Annotated in this window: 17 protein-coding genes and 1 pseudogene; 11 read left to right on the top strand and 7 right to left on the bottom strand. The window is 61.4% G+C overall.

Annotated features, from left to right (window positions below; all coding sequences use genetic code 11):
* Positions 1-181: 181 nt before the first annotated feature.
* A complete protein-coding gene (gene fusA, locus B7O88_RS11100; protein WP_088275989.1) occupies positions 182-2,269 on the top strand; it encodes an elongation factor G in 2,088 nt (695 codons plus the stop codon).
* A 120-nt stretch (positions 2,270-2,389) separates the two neighbouring features.
* Here the strand turns inward: fusA and B7O88_RS11095 are convergent, their stop codons facing one another.
* From B7O88_RS11095 to B7O88_RS11075, 5 genes are all read right to left on the bottom strand, one after another.
* On the bottom strand, positions 2,390-4,219 hold the full coding sequence (locus B7O88_RS11095; RefSeq protein ID WP_088275987.1) for a Na/Pi cotransporter family protein: 1,830 nt from the start codon (positions 4,217-4,219) through the stop codon (positions 2,390-2,392).
* Positions 4,220-4,282: 63 nt separating this feature from the next.
* Positions 4,283-4,615 (bottom strand): multidrug transporter, encoded by a 333-nt coding sequence (locus B7O88_RS11090; protein WP_088275985.1) that lies wholly within the window; start codon positions 4,613-4,615, stop codon positions 4,283-4,285.
* A 153-nt stretch (positions 4,616-4,768) separates the two neighbouring features.
* On the bottom strand, positions 4,769-5,581 hold the full coding sequence (mutM, locus tag B7O88_RS11085; RefSeq protein WP_088275983.1) for a bifunctional DNA-formamidopyrimidine glycosylase/DNA-(apurinic or apyrimidinic site) lyase: 813 nt from the start codon (positions 5,579-5,581) through the stop codon (positions 4,769-4,771).
* Position 5,582: 1 nt separating this feature from the next.
* Positions 5,583-6,926 carry a hypothetical protein gene (locus B7O88_RS11080; RefSeq protein WP_088275981.1) on the bottom strand — a complete coding sequence of 448 codons (1,344 nt, stop codon included), beginning with the start codon at positions 6,924-6,926 and terminating at the stop codon, positions 5,583-5,585.
* A complete protein-coding gene (locus B7O88_RS11075) occupies positions 6,923-7,351 on the bottom strand; it encodes a PaaI family thioesterase (RefSeq protein WP_088275979.1) in 429 nt (142 codons plus the stop codon). Before B7O88_RS11075 ends, B7O88_RS11080 begins: the two co-directional genes overlap by 4 nt.
* A gap of 236 nt (positions 7,352-7,587) precedes the next feature.
* Here B7O88_RS11075 and B7O88_RS11070 point away from each other — a divergent pair, with 236 nt between their 5' ends.
* The 5 genes from B7O88_RS11070 to B7O88_RS11050 all read left to right on the top strand — a co-directional run bounded on the left by B7O88_RS11070 (position 7,588) and on the right by B7O88_RS11050 (position 12,341).
* A complete protein-coding gene (locus tag B7O88_RS11070) occupies positions 7,588-9,102 on the top strand; it encodes a 3-hydroxyacyl-CoA dehydrogenase (RefSeq protein ID WP_088275977.1) in 1,515 nt (504 codons plus the stop codon).
* A gap of 4 nt (positions 9,103-9,106) precedes the next feature.
* Positions 9,107-10,306 (top strand): 3-oxoadipyl-CoA thiolase, encoded by a 1,200-nt coding sequence (locus tag B7O88_RS11065; RefSeq protein WP_088275975.1) that lies wholly within the window; start codon positions 9,107-9,109, stop codon positions 10,304-10,306.
* A 161-nt stretch (positions 10,307-10,467) separates the two neighbouring features.
* Positions 10,468-10,767, top strand: a complete 300-nt coding sequence (locus B7O88_RS11060; protein ID WP_088275973.1) for a hypothetical protein — start codon at positions 10,468-10,470, stop codon at positions 10,765-10,767.
* Positions 10,768-10,840: 73 nt separating this feature from the next.
* Positions 10,841-11,323, top strand: coding sequence for a YbhB/YbcL family Raf kinase inhibitor-like protein (locus B7O88_RS11055; RefSeq protein WP_088275971.1), 483 nt, complete (start codon positions 10,841-10,843; stop codon positions 11,321-11,323).
* 190 nt (positions 11,324-11,513) lie between these two features.
* Complete coding sequence (locus B7O88_RS11050) at positions 11,514-12,341, top strand: acyl-CoA thioesterase (RefSeq protein WP_088275969.1); 828 nt, start codon at positions 11,514-11,516, stop codon at positions 12,339-12,341.
* 81 nt (positions 12,342-12,422) lie between these two features.
* On the opposite strand, the gene B7O88_RS11045 is transcribed toward B7O88_RS11050, so the two are convergent.
* Entirely contained in the window at positions 12,423-13,091 is a 669-nt protein-coding gene (locus tag B7O88_RS11045) for a crotonase/enoyl-CoA hydratase family protein (RefSeq protein ID WP_088275967.1), read from the bottom strand.
* Entirely contained in the window at positions 13,088-14,713 is a 1,626-nt protein-coding gene (locus B7O88_RS11040; RefSeq protein WP_088275966.1) for an AMP-binding protein, read from the bottom strand. Before B7O88_RS11040 ends, B7O88_RS11045 begins: the two co-directional genes overlap by 4 nt.
* A 259-nt stretch (positions 14,714-14,972) precedes the next feature.
* Here B7O88_RS11040 and B7O88_RS11035 point away from each other — a divergent pair, with 259 nt between their 5' ends.
* From B7O88_RS11035 to B7O88_RS11015, 5 genes and pseudogenes are all read left to right on the top strand, one after another.
* Positions 14,973-15,767: an IclR family transcriptional regulator gene (locus B7O88_RS11035; protein WP_088276141.1), complete on the top strand. Its 795-nt coding sequence runs from the start codon at positions 14,973-14,975 to the stop codon at positions 15,765-15,767.
* A gap of 374 nt (positions 15,768-16,141) precedes the next feature.
* Positions 16,142-18,235, top strand: coding sequence for a 3-hydroxyacyl-CoA dehydrogenase NAD-binding domain-containing protein (locus B7O88_RS11030; RefSeq protein WP_088275964.1), 2,094 nt, complete (start codon positions 16,142-16,144; stop codon positions 18,233-18,235).
* A 63-nt stretch (positions 18,236-18,298) separates the two neighbouring features.
* The gene (locus tag B7O88_RS11025) at positions 18,299-19,495 is read left to right on the top strand and encodes an acyl-CoA dehydrogenase family protein (protein WP_088275962.1); all 1,197 of its coding nucleotides are present in this window, start codon (positions 18,299-18,301) and stop codon (positions 19,493-19,495) included.
* A gap of 11 nt (positions 19,496-19,506) precedes the next feature.
* A complete protein-coding gene (locus tag B7O88_RS11020; RefSeq protein WP_088275961.1) occupies positions 19,507-20,640 on the top strand; it encodes an acyl-CoA dehydrogenase family protein in 1,134 nt (377 codons plus the stop codon).
* Between the two features lie 168 nt (positions 20,641-20,808).
* A pseudogene (locus tag B7O88_RS11015) lies at positions 20,809-20,938 on the top strand (electron transfer flavoprotein subunit beta/FixA family protein); the annotation flags it as partial.

The raw sequence follows: 20,938 nt of genomic DNA, 5'->3' as shown, positions 1-20,938 counted from the left end.
GGTTACCTGTCACACCTGCGCAGCTCCCTTGCGCGTCCGACCGGCTCTGGCGAGACCTTCCACGGTGCGTTGCAGAGCGCTGCCGGGGCTCGCTGTGCTTTTCATCGCAAAAGCAGAGCGTATCGCCCAAGAATCCTGTATAGTGTCGCCCTATTTTCAAACCCGGCTATCAGAGAGTGCCATGACTGATCTATCCCTTTACCGCAATATTGGTATCTTCGCCCACGTTGATGCCGGTAAGACCACCACTACCGAACGTATCCTCAAACTCACCGGCCGTATCCACAAGCTGGGTGAAGTACACGAGGGCGAGTCCACCACCGACTTCATGGAACAGGAAGCCGAGCGCGGGATTACCATTCAGTCCGCTGCTGTCAGCTGCTTCTGGAAAGGCCACCGCTTCAACGTCATCGACACCCCCGGCCACGTTGACTTCACCGTAGAAGTGTATCGCTCGCTGAAGGTTCTCGACGGCGGTATCGGCGTATTCTGTGGTTCCGGCGGCGTTGAGCCCCAGTCCGAAACCAACTGGCGCTACGCGAACGACTCCAAAGTATCCCGTCTGATCTTCGTCAACAAGCTGGACCGTATCGGTGCCGACTTCCTGCGCGTAACCGAGCAGGTCAAGAACGTACTGGGCGCCAAGCCGCTGATCATGACCCTGCCGATCGGCCGCGAAGACACCTTCACTGGCGTGGTTGACCTGCTGACCCGCCAGGCTTACGTCTGGGACGACACCGGCATTCCGGAAAACTACAGCATCCAGGAAGTCCCGGCCGACATGGTCGACGACGTCGAAATGTACCGCGAGCAACTGATCGAAACTGCCGTGGAAATGGACGACGACCTGATGATGGCCTACATGGAAGGCGAAGAGCCGGCCATCGACGACATCAAGCGCTGCATCCGCCTGGGTACCCGCGATCTGGCGTTCTTCCCGACCTACTGCGGCTCCGCGTTCAAGAACAAGGGCATGCAGCTGGTTCTCGACGCCGTTGTTGATTACCTGCCGTCCCCGACTGAGGTCAACCCGCAGCCGCTGACCGACGAAGAAGGCAACCCGACCGGCAAGTTCGCCATCGTGTCTCCGGACGAGCCCTTCCGCGCACTGGCGTTCAAGATCATGGACGACCGTTTCGGCGCCCTGACCTTCTGCCGCATCTACTCCGGTAAGCTGGCCAAGGGTGACACCATCCTGAACTCCTTCACCGGCAAGACCGAGCGCGTCGGCCGCATGGTAGAAATGCAGGCTAACGAGCGTAACGAACTGACCAGCGCCCAGGCCGGTGACATCATCGCCATCGTCGGCATGAAGAACGTTCAGACCGGTCACACCCTGTGCGACCCGAACAACGAGTGCACCCTGGAAGCGATGGTCTTCCCCGAGCCGGTAATTTCCATCTCCGTTGAGCCGAAAGACAAGGGCTCCACCGAGAAAATGGGTATCGCGATCGGCAAGATGGTTGCAGAAGATCCGACCTTCCGCGTTGAAACCGATCCGGATTCCGGCGAAACCATCCTCAAGGGCATGGGCGAGCTGCACCTGGACATCAAGGTCGACATCCTCAAGCGTACCTACGGCGTTGAACTGGTTGTTGGTCAGCCGCAGGTTGCCTACCGCGAAACCATCACTCGCGAAATCGCCGACAGCTACACCCACAAGAAGCAGTCTGGTGGTTCCGGTCAGTACGGTAAGATCGACTACGTCATCCGTCCCGGCGAGCCGAACTCCGGCTTCACCTTCAAGTCCAGCGTTGTTGGCGGTAACGTTCCGAAGGAATACTTCCCGGCCATCGAGAAGGGCTTCGCCTCTCTGATGGGCACTGGCCCGCTGGCTGGCTTCCCGGTTCTGGACGTTGCCTTCGAACTGACCGACGGTGGCTACCACGCCGTTGACTCCTCGGCCATCGCGTTCGAAATCGCGGCCAAGGGTGCGTTCCGTCAGTCCATGCCGAAGGCCGGCCCGCAGATGCTGGAGCCGATCATGAAGGTTGACGTGTTCACTCCTGAAGACCACGTTGGTGACGTTATCGGCGACCTGAACCGTCGTCGCGGCATGATCGCAGGCCAGGAAGCCGGTGTAACTGGCGTCCGCATCAAGGCTGATGTACCGCTGGCAGAAATGTTCGGCTACATCAGCACCCTGCGTACCATGACCTCCGGTCGCGGCCAGTTCTCCATGGAGTTCTCGCACTACTCACCGTGCCCGGCCAACGTTGCCGAAGCCGTGATCGCGAAGGAAAAAGAGAAGCGCGCAGCCAAGAACTAAGGCTCGCGTTACTCGGTAGTAACAAAAAACGCCTGATGCAGTGCATCAGGCGTTTTTTTATGCCTGCCATGCCTGGAATGTAGCCACTGAAAACGGCCGCCGAACGTCCGGCGCTGCAGCTCAGGCAGCGGCGGTCAATGCCGCACGGGTGTAGATCATGTCGTGCGCGGCGCGCAGATTGCTGCTGATCTCCAGCAGGTAATGCAGGTCGTTGATCAGACTGGTCGCCTGCCAGCCGTCCAGCTCGCCAGAGCGCAACTGCTGCTGGAGACGCTGCTCAAACTGACTGCGGAACAACTGCTCCTGATCCAGGTAGTCCGCCGACTGCTGCTGGTCGGCAGCCCCCGACAGCGAGTCCGACTCTTGCCGTGCCTGACTGCCAAGCAGTAATCGCCCCTGCTCCCGCAGCAACCGGTAGCCCTCACGCAGAGCCGGCCGCGGACTCTCAACATGCTTGCGCAGATTGGTTTGCAGGTGCTTGGCCGCCTTCACCGCATCAACCAGATCCCGTGCTGCCAGATTCACATCCATCAACGCCTGTTGCTGCTCAGGCAGCAATTCGCAATCCAGATGCCCGATAAAGTCGACAATATCAGCGTAAATACCCTTGATGTGCTGATGATAGAGCGCATCGGCGTCCTCTCGCTCGGCCAGTGGCGGCACCGAAAGCACCTCACCCAGCGCCGGTTCGCGGGTCATGTCCTGGCGAAACTCGCTCGGCAGATACAGCGCCGACGCAATGACCTGCCGGCTGGTCGCGGCCAGGTGCCCAAGCTCCTGCTGCAACACCCTGACCGCAGTATCGGCATGCAGTCGGGCAGCGCCGTCCAGATACAGCGCGCGGGAACGCGGACGCTCCGCAAGCTCGTCGTTGACCGGCTCAGCTGGCGGCGGCAGCAAGCGGACCAGCACGCGCACCAGCAGCGGCACCCAGGGCAGCATCAGCACCAGCCCCAGCAAATTGAACAGGGTATGGAATAGCGCCAGCTTGAGGGTAAAGGCCGTCTCCATGATACCCAGCCAGGCCGACAGCGTGTCCACCAGCTGGGCCAGCAGCGGCAGAATGGACAGCGCTACCGCGGCGGTCAGCAGATTGAACAGGATATGCGCCGCCGCCAGCTGACGTCCGGCGTTATTGGCGCCAACAGCGGCAATCAGCGCGGTTACCGTAGTCCCCAGATTCGCACCAACAGCCATCGCCAGGGCATTGCTGTAATCCAGCTGACCGCTGGCCAGTGCCGCCAGGGTAATCATCAGGGTCGCGTGACTGGACTGCATCAGCACCGTCGCCAAAACCCCCAGCAGCGCATACAGCAGCACCCCCTGCCAGCCCTGGACACGATACGCGGAGAGATCGAACAGCTGCTGCATCCCGTCGAATCCGGCCTTCATCAGATCGATACCGAGAAACAGCAGACCAATACCCAACAGCACCTGGCCGGTGCCGCGCCAGCGCGCCGCACTATTGCGCTCGAACAGCACGCCGAGTACCAGCAGCGGCATGCCAACCTGGGCCAGATCGACTTTCAAACCTACCAGGGCAATCAGCCACGCACCCGTAGTGGTCCCCAGATTGGCACCGAAGACGATACCAATCCCCGCCGTCAGACTGATCAGCCCGGCGCTGAGAAAGGCAATGCAAAGCAGGGTAATAAGCGAACTGGACTGCACCAGCGCGGTACTGACCGTACCAAAAGCGAGACTTTTCCAGAGACGATCGGTACTGGCAGCCAGCCAGCGCTCCAGAGCGCCGCCGGTAAAGGCCCTGAAGCCGTCTTCCAGATAGCGCATGCCGAGCAGAAACAGGGCAACACCGGCGAAGAGCTGGGCCATCGACTGCTGCTTGAGAAACAGCAGGACAACCAGCACCAGCCCGAAGGCCATGCCAAGCGGGCGCAGCGTCGCCAATCGCGAGCGAAGCAGCCGACCGGCATTGAGCGCATCAGCCATCAGCAGCTCCCCGACAGGGGGATATCAGCGCCAACGTCGATACTCCTGGCGCGTCAATCAATTTCAGCGAATCTCTTCCTGCTGCTGGCGACCGTAGCCGGCACGGGTGCAGCCCAGGCAGCGAACAAAGGTTTCTTCCGCCGGGCGGATAACCAGTTCATGACCGGCTTCCGAAACATTTCCACCCATGGCACTGAACGGCAAGCTGACCAGAAAGGCGCCGGCCCCGACGACCGTCACGCCCAGCAGCAGCGGACGGGCAATGATCAGGTCACCCATCATGGCGAAGTAGCCAGGCTTGTCCTGCTGGTAATCGTTGTAGGAATCGGCCGCCATGACGCTGGCGCTCATAAGCAGACCGGCAACAAGTGCGGTGGAATGACGTAACAGGCGCATAATTAATCCCTGGTTGTGGCCCGAAAGGCATTGATCTGGTGGCCGGCCCGAACTCCTGCGGACTCACGGCATCGCCCTCATTGTAGGCACAATCCCGGCATTACGGAACGTGCCAGACAAAATTTGCGAACCAGGCCGCCACGCCGGACAGCGCTATCGCTGGCAGTGTCGGCAGAACACCGTACTGCGCTGGCCAAGGCGACATTCCGACAACGTAGTACCGCACTGCTTGCACAGCTCGCCGCGGCGGCCATAGGCAAACAGCTCCTGCTTGAAATAGCCCGGCTGGCCATCACCACCTACGAAGTCACGCAGGGTCGTTCCACCCTGCTCGATGGCTTTGGCGAGAATGCGCTTTATTTCCTCGGCCAGTTGCTGGTAACGCTGACGACTGACACGTCCGGCTTCGCGACGCGGATCGATACCGGCAGCAAACAACGCTTCGGTCGCATAGATATTGCCGACCCCGACTACCACCGCGTTATCCATGATAAACGGCTTGATGGCCATACTCTTGCCCCGTGACAACTGATACAGGCGCTCACCATCAAAGGCGTCAGACAGCGGCTCCGGCCCCAGCTTGCCGAGCAGTGCATGCGGCTCGTCCGCTCGGGCCCAGAGCAGTGCGCCGAAACGACGCGGATCGGTGTAGCGCAGCACCATGCCTGAATCCAGCTCGATATCGACATGATCATGCTTGCCCGCCGGCGTACCCGCCGGCACCAGGCGCAGGCTGCCCGACATACCCAAATGGCCGATCAGGGTGCCGCCACCAATCCGCATCAGCAGGTACTTGGCGCGACGATCTATACATTCGAACAACTGCCCTTCGATCTGGATCGCCAGATCCTCCGGAATCGGCCAGCGCAGACGGCGGTCACGCACGACAAGACGCGTCACCCTGCGCCCTTCCAGGTGAGGTGCAATCCCGCGACGGGTTGTTTCAACTTCAGGTAATTCAGGCATGTCAGCTCTGCAACCAGTAGGTAACGAAAATCAGCAACAACAGCAACGGCAGAACACTGGCGACAAAGCGCCCATTCCAGCCAAAGGCGACCCGGTAGGGTGACTCGCCACTGTAGCGCGACAGAATCAGGGTCGAGGGACCGAAGGGCGAGAAGATCATCGCCAGAGAGAAGCCACACATCAGACCCACAGCCGGCGTCATGATCGGCACGCCCAGCAGCGACAGCTGCGCCAGCAGGCCCGCCGTCAGCGACAGCGACACAATGGGCGCTAGCCCCAGCACTGCCAAAATGATGGTACTGAACAGGCTGCCGATCGCCAGCAGCACGTTGTACTTGGGTTCCTGCGCAAGCCACGCCGCAATCTGCTCAAGCGGTGCTACCGCGCCCAGCACTCCGCCCAGCAACGCGGCGCAGCCAAAGATGAACATCTCGTTGTGCATGCTGACCATATTGTCGGTCACTTCCTGCAGCACCTGCGCAGGCTTGCGTTCGCGCCACAGCAGGTAGCTGATGACACCAGCCGGCACCAGCACCATCGCCGCCTGCGACGCGCTGAGTGTTGTCACGGAAGCCAGCAGGCCGATGGCACCAAGCCCCAGCAGACTGCCAACCAACAACTGCGGCATGCCATCAGCCTTGCTGCTGTCGCCAATATTGTCGCGCAGCGCCAGCAGTCCGCGGGTTTCCCTGCGCCAGCCGACCACGATCATCATCAGCGCAGCAACCGCGCCGTAAGGCACCATGGTGCTCCAGGACTGCTCGGGCATTTCCCGCGAGATGATGGCGATGGTCACGCTGGTTGGCGCCAGCAGCGGCACCAGAGCAAACCCTCGCAACGTCGTCACCATGACGCTGCGCAGACCGGCACGGCGCTGCTCCTCGCTCAGCGAATAACGCTTGAGATGCTCACTCAGGGTGCCACAGAGCAGATTCATCATGCCGAAATTGAGAATCGAGCCAATGCTGCCGGCAGCCAGCACGTAGCGCGGATACAGCACGACCTTGGAGCCGGACAGCAGCGCCTTGTGCAGCTCGCGCAACTGCGGCAGACGCTGCGCCAGCAACTGCATCAACCCCAGCGCACCCAGAAAGCTGGTGTAGTAAGCCACCGAACTGGCCAGCTTTGGCCAGAGCTCGGCACCTGGACGTGCCAGCACGATGGCCGCCACCAGCACTGCCAGCGTGCCGATCCCGAGCCAGCGCGGATAGGGGTTCAGGCGGGTGAAAAAGCGCAGGAAATAGACAGCAAAGGCGCCAGCAGCAAGCCAGCTCAACCAGTGCTGGTGACTGAGCAGCCCCGCCAGCTCAAGAGCAACGCCAAGCGGCAGCAGCGCCGCACTCACGGCAGATCCTTGCGGTAAGCGCCCTTCTTGAATACACCTTCGCCAAAGCCGATCAGCCTGTCGTTCTGGTCCAGCAGGTCACAGCTGGCCATGAAAATCTTGTGCCCCGCGTTGCGACAGGTGGCAACGGCACGCACATGGGTGCCGACCGGAGCGGTTGAAGTGAAGTTGGTATTGAGCGACAGGGTAATGGCAACCCGACGCTCCTGCGGCGATGCCGCCCAGGTGCCGCACAGCCCCATGGCGATATCAAGCAGACTGGCGGTCACCCCACCGTGCAACGAGCTGGCGTTGTTCATGTGCTTTTCGGTCAGGGTCAGGCCGACAACAGCGCGCCCCTCCGAGTACTCTTCCAGCTGGGCACCAAGCTCCTGAAAGAAGCCGGTAACGGTACGGGCAATGGCCTGACGTTCATCTTGATTCACGGGTGCGACACCTTTTATTCACTACACTCGATCTGGCTGGCCAGCGGGAGAGCGCGACGGGCGAGCCTGCCCGGCACGCAATGACGGCCAGTTTGAAGAGCGCAAGTATGCCACGCACAAGCGCCGCCAGACTGTCGCCAAACTTGCACTCCTACAGCGCAGGATTTAATCTCGCAGCACTTTAAACGAAATACCGTTTCGCCATGCGAAACAGAGCGTACTTCAGGAGGCAAAGCATGTTCAAGCGGATTGGCGTCATCGGCGCCGGAGCCATGGGGCGTGGTATCGCCCAGCTGTTCGCCAGCAGTGGTCAGCAGGTTCTGCTGTTCGATACCCGTGCAGAGGCCATCGACGATGCACTGGCCTTCAACCGCAACCTGCTGCAGCGCGCCCAGGCCAAGGGCAAGATGACCGAAGCCGAGCTGGAAGCGACCGTCGCGCGCATGCAGCCGGCTGCCAAGCTGACCGATCTGGCCGACTGCGACCTGGTAATCGAGGCCATTGTCGAGCTGCTGGAAGTCAAACAGAAGCTGTTCGCTGACCTGGAAGCCATTGTCAGCACAGACTGCGTGCTGGCAACCAACACCTCCTCGCTGTCGGTCACCCGCATCGCCAGCACGGCCAAGCATCCTGAGAGGGTAGCCGGCTTCCACTTCTTCAATCCGGTGCCGCTGATGAAGATCGTCGAGGTCGTGCGCGGCGAGCGCACCGACGAGCGTCACATTCAGTCTCTGGTAGCGCTGGCCGAACAGGCCGGTCACTTCCCGGCGATCACCCCGGACACCCCCGGCTTCCTGGTCAACCACGCCGGCCGTGCCTTCGGTACCGAGGCCCTGCGCATGCTCAGCGAAGGCGTTGCCAGCGTGCAGCAGATTGACCGCATCCTGCGTGACGGCCCGGGCTTTCGCATGGGGCCGTTCGAGCTGTTTGATCTGACCGGTCTGGACGTTTCCCACGCGGTGATGGAATCGGTCTACGAGCAGTTCTATCACGACCCGCGTTACACCCCATCCTTTATTGCAGCCCAGCGTGTTGCCGCCGGCCTGCTGGGTCGCAAGACCGGTCAGGGCTTCTACCGTTACGAAGACGGCCAGAAGATCGAGCCGTCCGAGCCGCAGCCCGAGACCGTGCTGATCACTCGTCCTTTCTGGCTGGAAACCGATGATGACGCGCTGCGCAATCAGGTCGCAGACGTATTGACCAAGGCAGGCGCCACCCTGGAAACCGGCAGTAAGCCGTCGGACGACGCCATCTGCCTGGTCACCCCGCTGGGCGATGACTGCAGCACCGCGCTGACCCAACTGGGTCTGCCGGCTGAACGCACGCTGGCACTCGACAGCTTTGCCAACTGGGAAAAACGCCGCACGCTGATGCGCCAGCCCGCCGCCAGTGCCGATGTTGTCGCCCAGGCGCGCCAGGCCCTCAGCGCCGATGGTGTACCCGTCGAGGTGATCAACGACTCTCCCGGCTTTGTCATCCAGCGCCTGATCGCCAGCGTGGTCAATCTGGGCTGCGAAATCGTGCAGAAGGGCATTACCACCCCGCAAACGCTGGACCGCGCCATTCAACTGGCGCTGGGCTATCCCAAGGGCCCGCTGGCCTTCGGTGAGCATTACGGCGCAGCCAACATTCTTGCCGTCCTCAACAACCTGCAGACCAACTATGGCGAGCCGCGCTACCGCCCCAGCCCCTGGCTGCGTCGTCGCGTACAGCTGGAACTGCCTTTGACCACACCCGATTTCCAGGAGTAAGAGCATGACTGCCTATATCTATGATGGCCTCCGTTCGCCTTTCGGCCGCCACGCCGGCGCCCTGGCCAGCGTGCGTCCCGATGACCTGCTGGCCGAAGTCATTCGTGCCGTAGTCACCCGCAACCCCTTCGAGGGTCAGGACTACGAAGACGTGGTCATGGGCAATACCAACCAGGCCGGTGAAGACGCGCGCAACGTCGCCCGCCATGCCGGTCTGCTGGCCGGTCTGCCACAGGAAGTCGCCGGCGTCACCGTCAACCGCCTGTGCGGTTCCGGCCTCGCGGCCATTCTCGACGCCGCCCGTGCGGTCAAGTCCGGTGAAGGTGAGCTGTTCGTAGCCGGTGGTGTTGAAAGCATGAGCCGCGCGCCATTCGTTATCGCCAAGAGCGAAAGCGCCTACAGCCGCGACTTCCGCGCCTTCGACAGCACCATCGGCGCGCGCTTCCCGAACCCCAAGGTCGAGAAGCAGTACGGCGATGACACCATGCCGCAGACCGCCGACAACGTCGCTGCCGATCTGGGCATCAGCCGTGAGGAAGCCGATACCTACGCCGCTCGCAGCCAGGCGCTGTACGAGAAGGCTCGCGCTGACGGTTTCTTCGCCGAAGAGATACACCCGGTCGAAGTTTCCCAGGGCCGCAAGAAGCCGGCGAAGGTGATTGATCAGGACGAACATCCGCGCCCGAGCAGCGATCTGGCTGCCCTGTCCGGTCTGCGCCCGCTGTTTGAAGGCGGCGTGGTTACCGCAGGCAACGCGTCTGGCGTCAACGACGGCGCTGCTGCGCTGATCATCGGCAGCGAAGCCATTGGTCAGAAGTACGGCGTCAAGCCGCGCGCCCGCATCCTGGCCGGCGCCGTGTCCGGTGTCGCTCCGCGCGTCATGGGCCTGGGCCCGGTCGAAGCCTGCAAGAAGGCACTGAGCCGCGCGGGCCTGACACTGGATGACATGGACGTGATCGAGATCAACGAGGCCTTCGCCTCCCAGGTCCTCGGCTGTGCCAAGCAGCTGGGTATCGCCTTCGATGACCCGCGCCTGAACCCGAACGGCGGCGCCATCGCAGTCGGCCACCCGCTCGGCGCCTCCGGCGCGCGCCTGACCCTGACCGCCCTGCGCCAACTGGAGCGCACCGGCAAGCGTTACGCACTGGTCAGCCTGTGTATCGGCCTGGGCCAGGGTGTGGCGGCGGTGATCGAGCGCGTTTAACGCGCTCGCGGAGCTACAAGCTACAAGCTACAAGCTACAAGCTACAAGCTACAAGCTGAGAACCCCTGCCTCGTCCTGGTTTGGGTTTTAGCTTGCGGCTTGAAGCTTGCGGCTTGAAGCTGATAGCTTCTACCCCTCATTCCCTGTCAGCGACCCCTTGCATGCAGCTCAACTCCAGCAGCCCCTTTGAATGGCTCGGTTCCGCCATCGGCAGCGTCGTCCGCGTTGTTATCGACAGCCTGATCTGGCTGTTTACCATGCTGAGCAATGCCAGCTCCGATTTCATCAACGGCTTTTCCCGCGCCCTGGGCGTCAACAGCAACCTGTTGAGCATCGCCGCGGTGATTCTTGGCCTGTTTTTGATCTACACCGGCGTGCGGGCCTTTATCCGCCGCAAGATCGTACTGGGGATCATCTGGGTCCTGCTCGGGCTCTGGCTATTGAGCGCCCTGATCAATTGACACGCGCTTGTCGGCAGACCGGTGCATAGTAGTATTTCGGTAGTTTTCGGCTAAAAAATCTGAGGAGAACACCATGGGATTCGCATTTTCCAATGAACTGGAACTGACCAGCAGCGCCTTTGCCAACAACGGCGCCATCACTGCCAGGCACACCGGCGACGACGTTGACGTGTCTCCCGCCCTAAGCTGGAAGAACGCACCAGCGGGTACCAAATCCTTTGCCGTCATCTGTCACGATCCGGATGCCCCGCTGATTTCCGCCAACGGCACCTACGGCTTTGTGCACTGGGTGCTGTACAACATTCCGGCGAGCGTCAGCGAACTCGCCGAAGGCTGCGCCGACTACACCCAGGGCGTGAACAACTTTGGCAACAGCGGCTACAACGGTCCGCTGCCGCCGGAAGGTCATGGCCAGCACAAGTACTATTTCTGGGTTATCGCGCTGGACGCCGAGCTGAATCTGCCAGCCGGACTGTCGCTGTGGCAACTGCTCGAGAAGATCGAGCCACACGCCAAGGCCATGAACCGGCTGATTGGCACCTATCAACGCGGCTAACTCCCCTGTTGCGGCACCTGCAACGGGTGCCGCAACGCTGGCAGACAGCCGCACCGAATCAGCTCCCGCCCCGCTTCTCCCCAGTCGATAGCGCCGGATTCACAGCATCAAGCTTGCTGGTCTACGCATTCAACAGCAGCCTATTATGACCGTCATATTGAATCGCTCCCGCCGTAACGGAATCCCGCAAATGACCGAAGCCCCCCCCCACAACCATGCCTTTGACCGTGCCATTGCGCTGACCGCGGCTGGCCCCAACCTGTTCAAGGGCAACGTCGACGACAGTTTTCAGAACATGGTCGGGCCATTCGGCGGCGTGACCGCAGCCATCCTGCTCAACGGCGCCTTACAGCACCCGGAACGTATCGGCGAGCCGATCTCGCTGACCGTCAACTTTGCCGGCCCGGTCCAACTCGGCGACTTCGAGCTGGAAACCATCCCCCTGCGCACTAACCGCTCGACCCAGCACTGGCTGCTGCTGCAGAAACAGAACGGCGAAGTTGTCACCAGCGGTACCGCGTTCTTCGCCACCCGCCGCGAGACCTGGTCAGAGCAGCAGCACAACATGCCTGCAGCACCGGCCGCTGACAGCCTGCCGCGGGTGGAACGTGGCGAGCGCAACTGGTTTCGCAACTATGATTTTCGCTACGTTTCAGGCTTGTTTGACCCTGGCCGTGGCGACGGCAACCCCGAGGACGCCCACAGCGAAACCCTGTTGTGGACCCGCGACAACCCTCCCCGGCCACTGGATTTCGCGTCACTGACCGCGCTGGGCGACGTATTTGCGCCACGGATTTTCCACCGCCGTCAGCGCTTTACTCCCGCCGGCACAGTGTCGCTGACCCACTACTTCCACGCCGATACCGATCAACTGGCACGCGCCGGCGACCGCCACCTGCTGGGCCAGGCCCGGGCGACACGCATGCACAACAATTATTCGGATCAGATCGCCCACCTGTGGAGTGATGACGGCCAGCTGCTGCTGACCACCACCCAGGTTGCGTATTTCAAGGAATAAACAGAATGGAAAGGTCGAGCTCCCGCTCGACCTGCAAGGCTTCGAGCACCGCTATGGCCGAGTTGAAACTCGGCCCTCCCGTTACCCCTGCAGACCGACAAACGCCTCACGCAGCGGCGCATGCAGAAGCGCACGGGTCTCCCGGTAGGCGCGGCGATTCAGCCCGGCCAGCTGTCGGGTCTTGGCACGGGCACGCTGAAGCAGTTGCTCCGCCGGCTGCAGCTCATCAAAGAAACCGACTTCCAGCGCGCCGGCCGAGGCAAACACCTCGGCCTGCAACACACAGCGGTTGAGCCACTGAGGCGACAGCCGTGCCCGCGCCTGCAACATGGCGCCATCGGGCATGGTCATGCCGATGGCCACTTCATTCAGCGAGACGCGGTAATCGCCTTCAGTGCCCAGTCGGTAATCAGCCAGCAGCAGCATAAACGCCGCCTTGGCCATGGCATGACCGGTGGCAGCAATCACCACTGGCGCGGGATAGTCGAGCAGCGCCAGCGTTAGCCGGTCACCGGCTGCGCGCATGGCATCACAGGCCGGCCCACCGGCATCGATCAGCTTGCGGTCATAACCGCCGCTGAACACGCCGGGACGGCCGCTGATCAACAGCGCGGCGTCCGCCTCCGCCGCCTTGGCAATGGCCGCGAGCAACTGTTCCAGCATGCTTTCCGACAGCGCGTTGACCTTGCCGTCGTCCAACCGGATTTCGGCAATGCCATCTGCAATGGTCAACTGCAGCGGCGCGCTCACGCCTTGGCCTCACCGCGCGCTTCGTCGCGCAGCACCCGACGCAGCAGCTTGCCGACAGTCGACTTGGGCAGGTCGTCGCGAATCTCGACGTGCTTGGGAATCTTGTAGCCGGTCAGATTCTCGCGGCAGTGGGCGATGATGGCCGCTTCATCCAGAGTCGCATCGTTGAGGCTGACAAATATCTTGATCGCCTCGCCGGTCCGTTCGTCCGGCACGCCAACGGCAACACACTCGCGAATGCCGGCATGACGCATGACCGCGTCTTCAACATCGTTGGGATAGACGTTGAAGCCGGAGACCAGGATCATGTCCTTCTTGCGGTCCACCAGCTTCAGGAAGCCCTCCTCGTCCAGCAGGCCAACGTCGCCGGTCTTCAGCCAGCCGTCTTCGGTAAAGGTTGCGGCCGTCTCATCCGGACGGTGCCAGTAGCCCTGCATCACCTGCGGCCCCTTGATCAGCACTTCGCCCGGCTCACCACGCGGTGTTTCCTTACCGTCGTCATCTACAGTCTTGACCCAGGTATCGATTACCGGCTGACCGATAAAGCCTTCCTTGTAAGGGGTCTTCGAGGTCGAAGCGACCACCACAGGAGAGGTTTCGGTCAGGCCGTAACCTTCCCGCACCACACTGCCGGTGCGCTCCTGCCAGCGGCGGGCGATCTCGGTGTTCAGCGGCGCACCTCCGGAGTTGACCCACTTCAGCCGGCTGAAGTCGACACTGTCGAAGTCCGGGTGATTCATCAGCGATACAAACAGCGAGTTGATGCCGGTCAGCAGGGTGAACGGATGGCGTTTCAGGTCGGCGATCATGCCATCGAGATCACGCGGATTGGTGATCAGGATGGTATGGAAACCGGTAAAGACCGAGGCGATGCAGTTCGCGGTGAAGGCAAAGATATGGTACAGCGGCAACGGCGAGACCCGCACCTCACCGCCATAAGTCACGTCGCCTTCCTTCAAGATGCTGACTGCCTGCAGCACGTTACAGAGAATATTGCGGTGGGTCAGCATTGCGCCCTTGGAGACACCGGTAGTACCGCCGGTGTACTGCAGCAGCGCCAGGTCGTCCAGTTCACGATCGATGGTCACCGGGGCCAGCTCGTCACCCAGACGCAGCGCCTGCATAAAGCGCACTTCATCGGCGGCACTCGCGTCGTACTGCGGGTTGCTGAAGTCATCCATACTGGTGACGATCAGCGTTTCGATCTCGGTCTCGTCCTGGATCTTGCGCACCAGCGGGATCAACTTGTCGAGTACTACCACCGCACGGGCGCCGGAGTCGGCGAACTGGTGGCGGGTTTCGTAGGGGGTGTACTGGGGGTTGGTGTTGACGATCACCAGGCCGGCGCGCAGCGCGCCGAAGATAGCAATGGTGTATTGCAGCAGGTTGGGCAACTGAATGGCCAGTCGATCACCCGGCTGCAGGCCGGCATGCTGACGCAGGTAGCGAGCAAAGGCATCGGCCCTGCCACGAAGCTGGTTAAAGGTCAGAGTGTCGGCACCGCAGGAGAACGCAGGCTGGTCGCCATAACGACGGCAGGATTGGTCAAGAATATCGAAGATCGTGGTGTGACCCAGCTCTGCCAGTTGTGCGCTGACGGCGTAATGCTCAGGAGTAGACATCTCAGCCTCTTGTTTTTGAACTATTGTTTTGCACTGCGAAATGAAATACCAAAAAGATGCTATTCTATTCGAGGCAGGCTGTGCAATGATCGAGACAGTCGGCATTGCCCCCGGTAACAAAACAGCAACAGAGTGTCAGTGTGTCACTGTGCAGAACCATTGATCGTGATATCGTTCCGCGCTCTGACCATAACAATAAAAGAAAGCATCAAATCACATTCGGCCGCACCCTCCGATGGGCCACAAGGTATACAACCCAATGAAAGATGAGTTGGAAGCAACAGTAAAGGAATCCCCTGCCAAGGATCGCAAGTTCGTCGAAGCACTCTCTCGTGGGTTGGACGTGTTACGCGCCTTCAGTCAGGGCTCGGTGGTCATGGGCAATCAGGACATCGCCCGCATCACCGGGCTGCCCAAGCCGACCGTGTCGCGCATGACCTATACCCTGACCAAGCTCGGCTATTTGAGCTACTCAACCCAGCTGGAAAAATACCAGCTCGACTCCGGGGTGCTGGCACTGGGATATGCCTATGTGTCCAACCTGCGGGTACGCCAGCTCGCCAAGCCCTATCTCGACGAATTCGCCCGCAACACCAATACCTCGGTCGGCCTGACCTGCCGAGATCGTCTGTCGATGATCTACGTCGAAAACTGCCGCCCGTCGGAATCCACCTCGCTGCGCATGGATGTGGGTGAACGCCTGCCGCTGGCCACCACCGCCGCCGGCCGGGCCTACCTTGCAGCCATGAAGGAAGACGAGCGCAGCCACCTGCTCGATGCCATCCAGGCGCGCAACCCGGATACCTGGCCCGAACTGCAGGCCTCCCTGCAACGCAGCTTTGACGAGTATCAGCAGCACGGCTTCTGTCTGTCGCTCGGCGACTGGGACCGCAACGTCAACGCCGCCGGCGTCCCCCTGCACCTGCAGGACGGCAGCCTGATGGTCCTGACCTGCGGCGCACCCTCCTACCTGGTGTCCGAAGAGCGGGTCAAAAACCAGCTCGCCCACCAACTCGCCATGCTGGCGCGGGATATCGAGCGGCTTGGGGTTTAACCCCAGCGGCAAGCCGCAAGCTTCAAGCTGCAAGAAAACCCGGCCCTGTGTTAGCCGGGTTTTTTGTGCCCACCTGAAACAACGTTTTCCCGGTTCGGGGTTCGCTTGAAGCTTTTCGCTTGCAGTTTGCAGTTTGCAGTTTGCAGTTTGCAGTTTGCAGTTTGCAGTTTGCAGCTTGCAGCTTGCAGCTTGCAGCTGTGATGAATCCAGCGGTCGCTAGCGACCGCTGGATTCATCACCTTAACTAATAAACCGCCATTTCCCCCACCGGGGGCATCGACAAGCGGTTTTATTTTTTGTATTTTGCCTAGCGAAACGCGGTTTCACTATTTCGCCTAGTGAAACGCCATCCCCAATCCTGACGGAGGTCAAGCATGTCGGACGTGGTCACTCTGGAGCGCAAAGGCGCCATCGCGGTCATCACCGTGAACAACCCACCGGTCAATGCGCTGGGTATTGCCGTGCGCGAAGGTCTGCAGCAGAGCTTCAACGCCGCCGAAGCCGATCCGGACGTAAAGGCAATCGTACTGGTCTGTGAAGGCATGACCTTCATGGCCGGCGCGGACATCAAGGAATTCGGCAAGCCGCCGAAGGAGCCGAGCCTGCCTGAAGTCGTCAACGGTATCGAAGCGGGCAGCAAGCCGAGCGTTGCGGTCATCCACGGCACCGCGCTGGGCGGCGGTCTGGAAGTCGCCGTCAGCTGCCATTACCGCATCGCCGTCAAGAGCGCCAAGGTCGGTCTGCCGGAAGTCAAACTCGGCCTGCTGCCGGGTGCCGGCGGTACCCAGCGTCTGCCGCGTCTGGTTGGCGTAGCCAAGGCACTGGACATGATCGTCAGCGGCAACCCGATCGGTGCCGCGGAAGCGCACGACCTGGGCGTGATCGACGAACTGGTTGAAGGCGATCTTACCGCTGCCGGTATCGCTTTCGCCGAGAAGTTGCTGGCCGAAGGCAAGGGCCCGCGCCGCACCGGCGAGCGTACCGACAAACTGGAAGGCGTCGACAACGCCGCAGCAGTCGCTGCCAAGCGCGCCGAAATCGAGAAGAAGATGCCCGGCCTGTTCTCGCCCCAGCGCTGCGTCTCTGCCGTTGAAGCTGCCTTCGCCCTGCCGCTGGCCGAAGGTCTGAAGCGCGAGCGCGAACTGTTTGCCGAGTGTCTGGTGTCGCCGCAGCGCGCCGCCCTGGTTCACGCCTTCTTCTCCGAGCGTCAGGCCTCTAAGATCAACGACCTGCCGAAAGACACACCGGTGCGCGACATCAAGTCCGCCGCGGTCATTGGCGGCGGCACCATGGGTGTCGGCATCGCCATCTGCTTTGCCAACGCCGGCATCCCGGTCAAGATCCTGGAAATCAGCAGCGAAGCACGCGACAAGGCACTGGAGCGCGCCCGCGACACCTACGGCATGAGCGTCAAGCGCGGCAGCCTGACTCAGGACGCGCTGGAAAAGCGCATGAGCCTGATCAGCGGTGTAACCGATTACGCTGACCTGTCGGACGTCGACGTGGTTGTCGAAGCCGTCTTTGAAGACATGGGCGTCAAGCAGAAAGTCTTCGAAGCACTGGACGCCAACTGCAAGCCGGGCGCCATTCTGGCTTCCAACACCAGCTCGCTGGATCTGAACCAGATCGCCCAGTTCACCAAGCGCCCGCAAGACGTGGTTGGCCTGCACTTCTTCAGCCCGGCCAACGTCATGCGCCTGCTGGAAGTGGTACGCGGCGAGAAGACCAGCTTCGAAGTACTGGCTACGGCCATGGCAATCGGCAAGAAACTGAAGAAAGTCTCTGTCCCGGTTGGGGTTTGCGACGGCTTCGTCGGTAACCGCATGGTGTTCCAGTACGGTCGCGAGTCCGAGTTCCTGCTGGAGGAAGGCGGCACGCCGGAGCAGATCGACGGCGCCCTGCGCAAGTTCGGTCTGGCCATGGGCCCGTTCGCCATGCGCGATCTGTCCGGTCTGGACATCGGTCTGGCCATTCGCAACCGTCAGCGTCAAACCCTGCCGGCCGAATTCAAGCTGCCGACGGTACTCGACAAGATGGCCGAAGCCGGCCTGCTGGGTCAGAAAACCGGCAAGGGCTTCTACGTCTACGAGAAGGGCTCGCGTACTCCGCTGCCGAACCCCGAGCTGCCGGCCATCATGGAAGCCGCCTCGAAAGAACAGGGCATTGAGCGCCGCGAACTGAGCGATGAGTACATCATCGAGCGCACCATCTATGCGCTGATCAACGAAGGTGCCAAGATCCTGGAAGAAGGCATTGCCCAGCGCGCCAGCGACATCGACGTCATCTACCTGAACGGCTACGGCTTCCCGGCCCACCAGGGTGGCCCGATGTTCTATGCTGACTCGATCGGTCTGGATCGCGTATACGCCCGCATCTGCGAGTTTCACGAGCAACACGGCGCCTGGTGGAAACCGGCCGCCCTGCTGGAAAAACTGGCCAAGGAAGGGCGCAAGTTCGCCGATCTGTGATGAATCAGCGCGACCGGTGACGACACCGGTCGCCAGATACCCGTATTACAACGAGGACACAAAATGGAAATCCATTACTCCCCCGAACAGCTCGCCTTCCGCGACGAAGTGCGTGAATTCCTCAAGCAGGAACTGCCTGCCGACATCGCTGCCAAGGTCAAACTGGGCAAGCACCTGCACAAGGCCGACCACGAGCGCTGGCAGAAAATTCTGTCCAAGCGTGGCTGGTACGCGCCGGGCTGGCCGGTCGAGCACGGCGGCACCACCTGGGGCCCGATCGAGAAGCACATCTTTGACGAAGAGTCCGCCGCCTTCGGCGCACCGCGTCTGGTGCCGTTCGGCGTCAACATGGTTGCCCCGGTAATCATCAAGTTCGGTACCGAAGAGCAGAAAGCCAAGTACCTGCCGCGTATCCTCGACGGCACCGACTGGTGGTGTCAGGGTTACTCCGAGCCGGGCGCCGGTTCCGACCTGGCATCGCTGAAGACCCGCGCCGTGCGCGATGGCGACTACTACATCGTCAACGGTCAGAAGACCTGGACCACTCTGGGCCAGCACGCCAACTGGATCTTCTGCCTGGTGCGCACCGATCCGGAAGCCCAGCAGCAGCGCGGTATCTCCTTCCTGCTGATCGACATGGCCACCCCGGGTATCACCGTTCGTCCGATCATCACCCTGGACGGCGATCACGAAGTCAACGAAGTCTTCTTTGACGACGTCAAGGTTCCGGTTGAGAACCTGGTCGGCGAAGAGAACAAGGGCTGGACCTGCGCCAAGTACCTGCTGACCCACGAGCGTACCGGCCTGGCAGGTATCGGCGCATCCAAGGCCGCGCTGACCAACCTCAAGCGCATCGCCTCCAAGCAGCAGAAGAACGGCAAGCCGCTGATCGAAGACGCCCTGTTCCGCAGCCAGATCGCAGAAGTGGAAATGTCACTGATGGCCGCTGAAATGAGCACCCTGCGCATCGTCGCAGCCGCCTCCGAAGGTGGCGTACCGGGCTCGGAAAGCTCCATCCTGAAAGTACAGGGCACCGAAATCCGCCAGGCCATCACGCACCTGATGCGCAAGGCACTGGGCCCGTACGCGCTGCCCTTCCTGCCGGAAGAGCTGGACCTGGACTTCGATGGCGAGATGCTGGTCGACGACTACGCTGCCTCCCCGGCGTCGCAGTACTTCAATATGCGCAAACTGTCGATCTTCGGCGGATCCAACGAGATCCAGAAGAACATCGTCTCGAAAATGATTCTTGAGCTCTGAGGAGGCTGACCGTGGATTTCAAACTGACTGAAGAGCAGCAGATGCTGCAGGAAACCGCAGAACGCCTGGTTCGCGACGTTTACGACTTTGAAAGCCGCAAGGCATTCAGCGAGAGCGAAGCCGGCTTCAGCACTGCATTCTGGCAACAGCTGGGTGAGCTGGGCCTGACCGCCATTCCCTTCTCCGAGGAGCTGGGCGGTTTCGGCGGCACCGGCGTTGAGACCATGCTGATCATGGAACAGCTGGGCAAGGGCATCTGCCTGGAACCCTACATGGAATCGGTCATTCTGGCCGGTGGCCTGATCGGCCAGCTGGGCAGCGACGCCCAGAAAGAAGAGCTGCTGGGCGGCATCGCCACCGGCGAACTGCAGGCTGCGGTTGCGCTGGACGAGCTGAACAGTCACTACGATCTGGCCAACGTCACCACCACGGCTTCCGAGCAGGGCGGCGCGTGGGTCCTGAACGGCCGCAAGGGCGTGGTGATCGGCGGTCAGACTGCCGGCAAGATCCTGGTTTCTGCCCGTACCGCAGGTAACAACCGCGACGAACAGGGCATCAGCCTGTTCGTGATCGACCCGAGTGCAGCCGGTGTTAGCCGCCGTGTCTACGCGACCGTTGATGGCCGCAAGGCATGCGAGCTGTTCCTCGATAACGTCAAGGGCGAGCTGCTGGGCGAAGCCGGCAATGCCTATGACGCCATTCGCTACCAGAGCGGCCGCGCCATCGCCGCCCTGTGTGCCGAAGCGGTCGGCGCCATGCGCACCGCCTGCGACCTGACCCTGGACTACCTGAAGACCCGCAAGCAGTTCGGCGTGCCGATCGGCAAGTTCCAGGTTCTGCAGCACCGCATGGTCGACATGATCAGCGAACTGGAACGCGCCACCTCCATGGCAATCCTGGCAGCCTGTCTGGCTGACGACGAAGACAGCGCCGAGCGCAGCGCCAAGCTGGCCGCCGCCAAGTTCGTCATCAACCGCGCTGGCCGCTATGTTGCCGAACAGTGCATCCAGCTGCATGGCGGCATCGCCATGACCTGGGAGTACAACGGTGCTCACTACGCCAAGCGTCTGGTCATGATCAGCCACCAGTTCGGTGATGACGACCACCACCTGGAAGCCTATGCTGCTCAGCTGAGCGTCGCGTAAGTTCCTTCCGGACAGCCGGGCTGGCGTCAATCGGTCGCCAGCCCGGCATTTTTGTCCAGCAAAGCGACAATTTGTACTTTCGGGCGCTCACTCTGCCCGGTATCCTATGCAGCCCTTTTAATGTCATGCGCCCGCGGGCGTCTCAAGACTTGTGGAGGACTAACGTCCATGAAAATCCTCGTTGCCGTTAAGCGCGTGGTCGATTACAACGTCAAGGTTCGCGTCAAGGCCGATAACTCCGGTGTTGACCTGGCCAACGTCAAGATGTCGATGAACCCCTTCTGCGAAATCGCCGTGG

Origin of the sequence: Halopseudomonas aestusnigri (genome assembly GCF_002197985.1) — a bacterium.
Taxonomy (GTDB): Bacteria; Pseudomonadota; Gammaproteobacteria; order Pseudomonadales; family Pseudomonadaceae; genus Halopseudomonas; species Halopseudomonas aestusnigri.
This window is presented reverse-complemented; position numbering and strand designations above follow the sequence as displayed.

What these genes read in the sequence shown, in the direction of transcription:
- B7O88_RS11095 (WP_088275987.1), bottom strand. Translation starts at nt 4,219, where the DNA reads ATGGCTGATGCGCTCAATGCCGGTCGGCTGCTTCGCTCGCGATTGGCG.
- B7O88_RS11035 (WP_088276141.1), top strand. Translation starts at nt 14,973, where the DNA reads ATGAAAGATGAGTTGGAAGCAACAGTAAAGGAATCCCCTGCCAAGGAT.
- mutM (WP_088275983.1), bottom strand. Translation starts at nt 5,581, where the DNA reads ATGCCTGAATTACCTGAAGTTGAAACAACCCGTCGCGGGATTGCACCT.
- B7O88_RS11025 (WP_088275962.1), top strand. Translation starts at nt 18,299, where the DNA reads ATGGAAATCCATTACTCCCCCGAACAGCTCGCCTTCCGCGACGAAGTG.
- B7O88_RS11055 (WP_088275971.1), top strand. Translation starts at nt 10,841, where the DNA reads ATGGGATTCGCATTTTCCAATGAACTGGAACTGACCAGCAGCGCCTTT.
- B7O88_RS11060 (WP_088275973.1), top strand. Translation starts at nt 10,468, where the DNA reads ATGCAGCTCAACTCCAGCAGCCCCTTTGAATGGCTCGGTTCCGCCATC.
- B7O88_RS11040 (WP_088275966.1), bottom strand. Translation starts at nt 14,713, where the DNA reads ATGTCTACTCCTGAGCATTACGCCGTCAGCGCACAACTGGCAGAGCTG.
- B7O88_RS11065 (WP_088275975.1), top strand. Translation starts at nt 9,107, where the DNA reads ATGACTGCCTATATCTATGATGGCCTCCGTTCGCCTTTCGGCCGCCAC.
- fusA (WP_088275989.1), top strand. Translation starts at nt 182, where the DNA reads ATGACTGATCTATCCCTTTACCGCAATATTGGTATCTTCGCCCACGTT.
- B7O88_RS11070 (WP_088275977.1), top strand. Translation starts at nt 7,588, where the DNA reads ATGTTCAAGCGGATTGGCGTCATCGGCGCCGGAGCCATGGGGCGTGGT.
- B7O88_RS11030 (WP_088275964.1), top strand. Translation starts at nt 16,142, where the DNA reads ATGTCGGACGTGGTCACTCTGGAGCGCAAAGGCGCCATCGCGGTCATC.
- B7O88_RS11090 (WP_088275985.1), bottom strand. Translation starts at nt 4,615, where the DNA reads ATGCGCCTGTTACGTCATTCCACCGCACTTGTTGCCGGTCTGCTTATG.
- B7O88_RS11050 (WP_088275969.1), top strand. Translation starts at nt 11,514, where the DNA reads ATGACCGAAGCCCCCCCCCACAACCATGCCTTTGACCGTGCCATTGCG.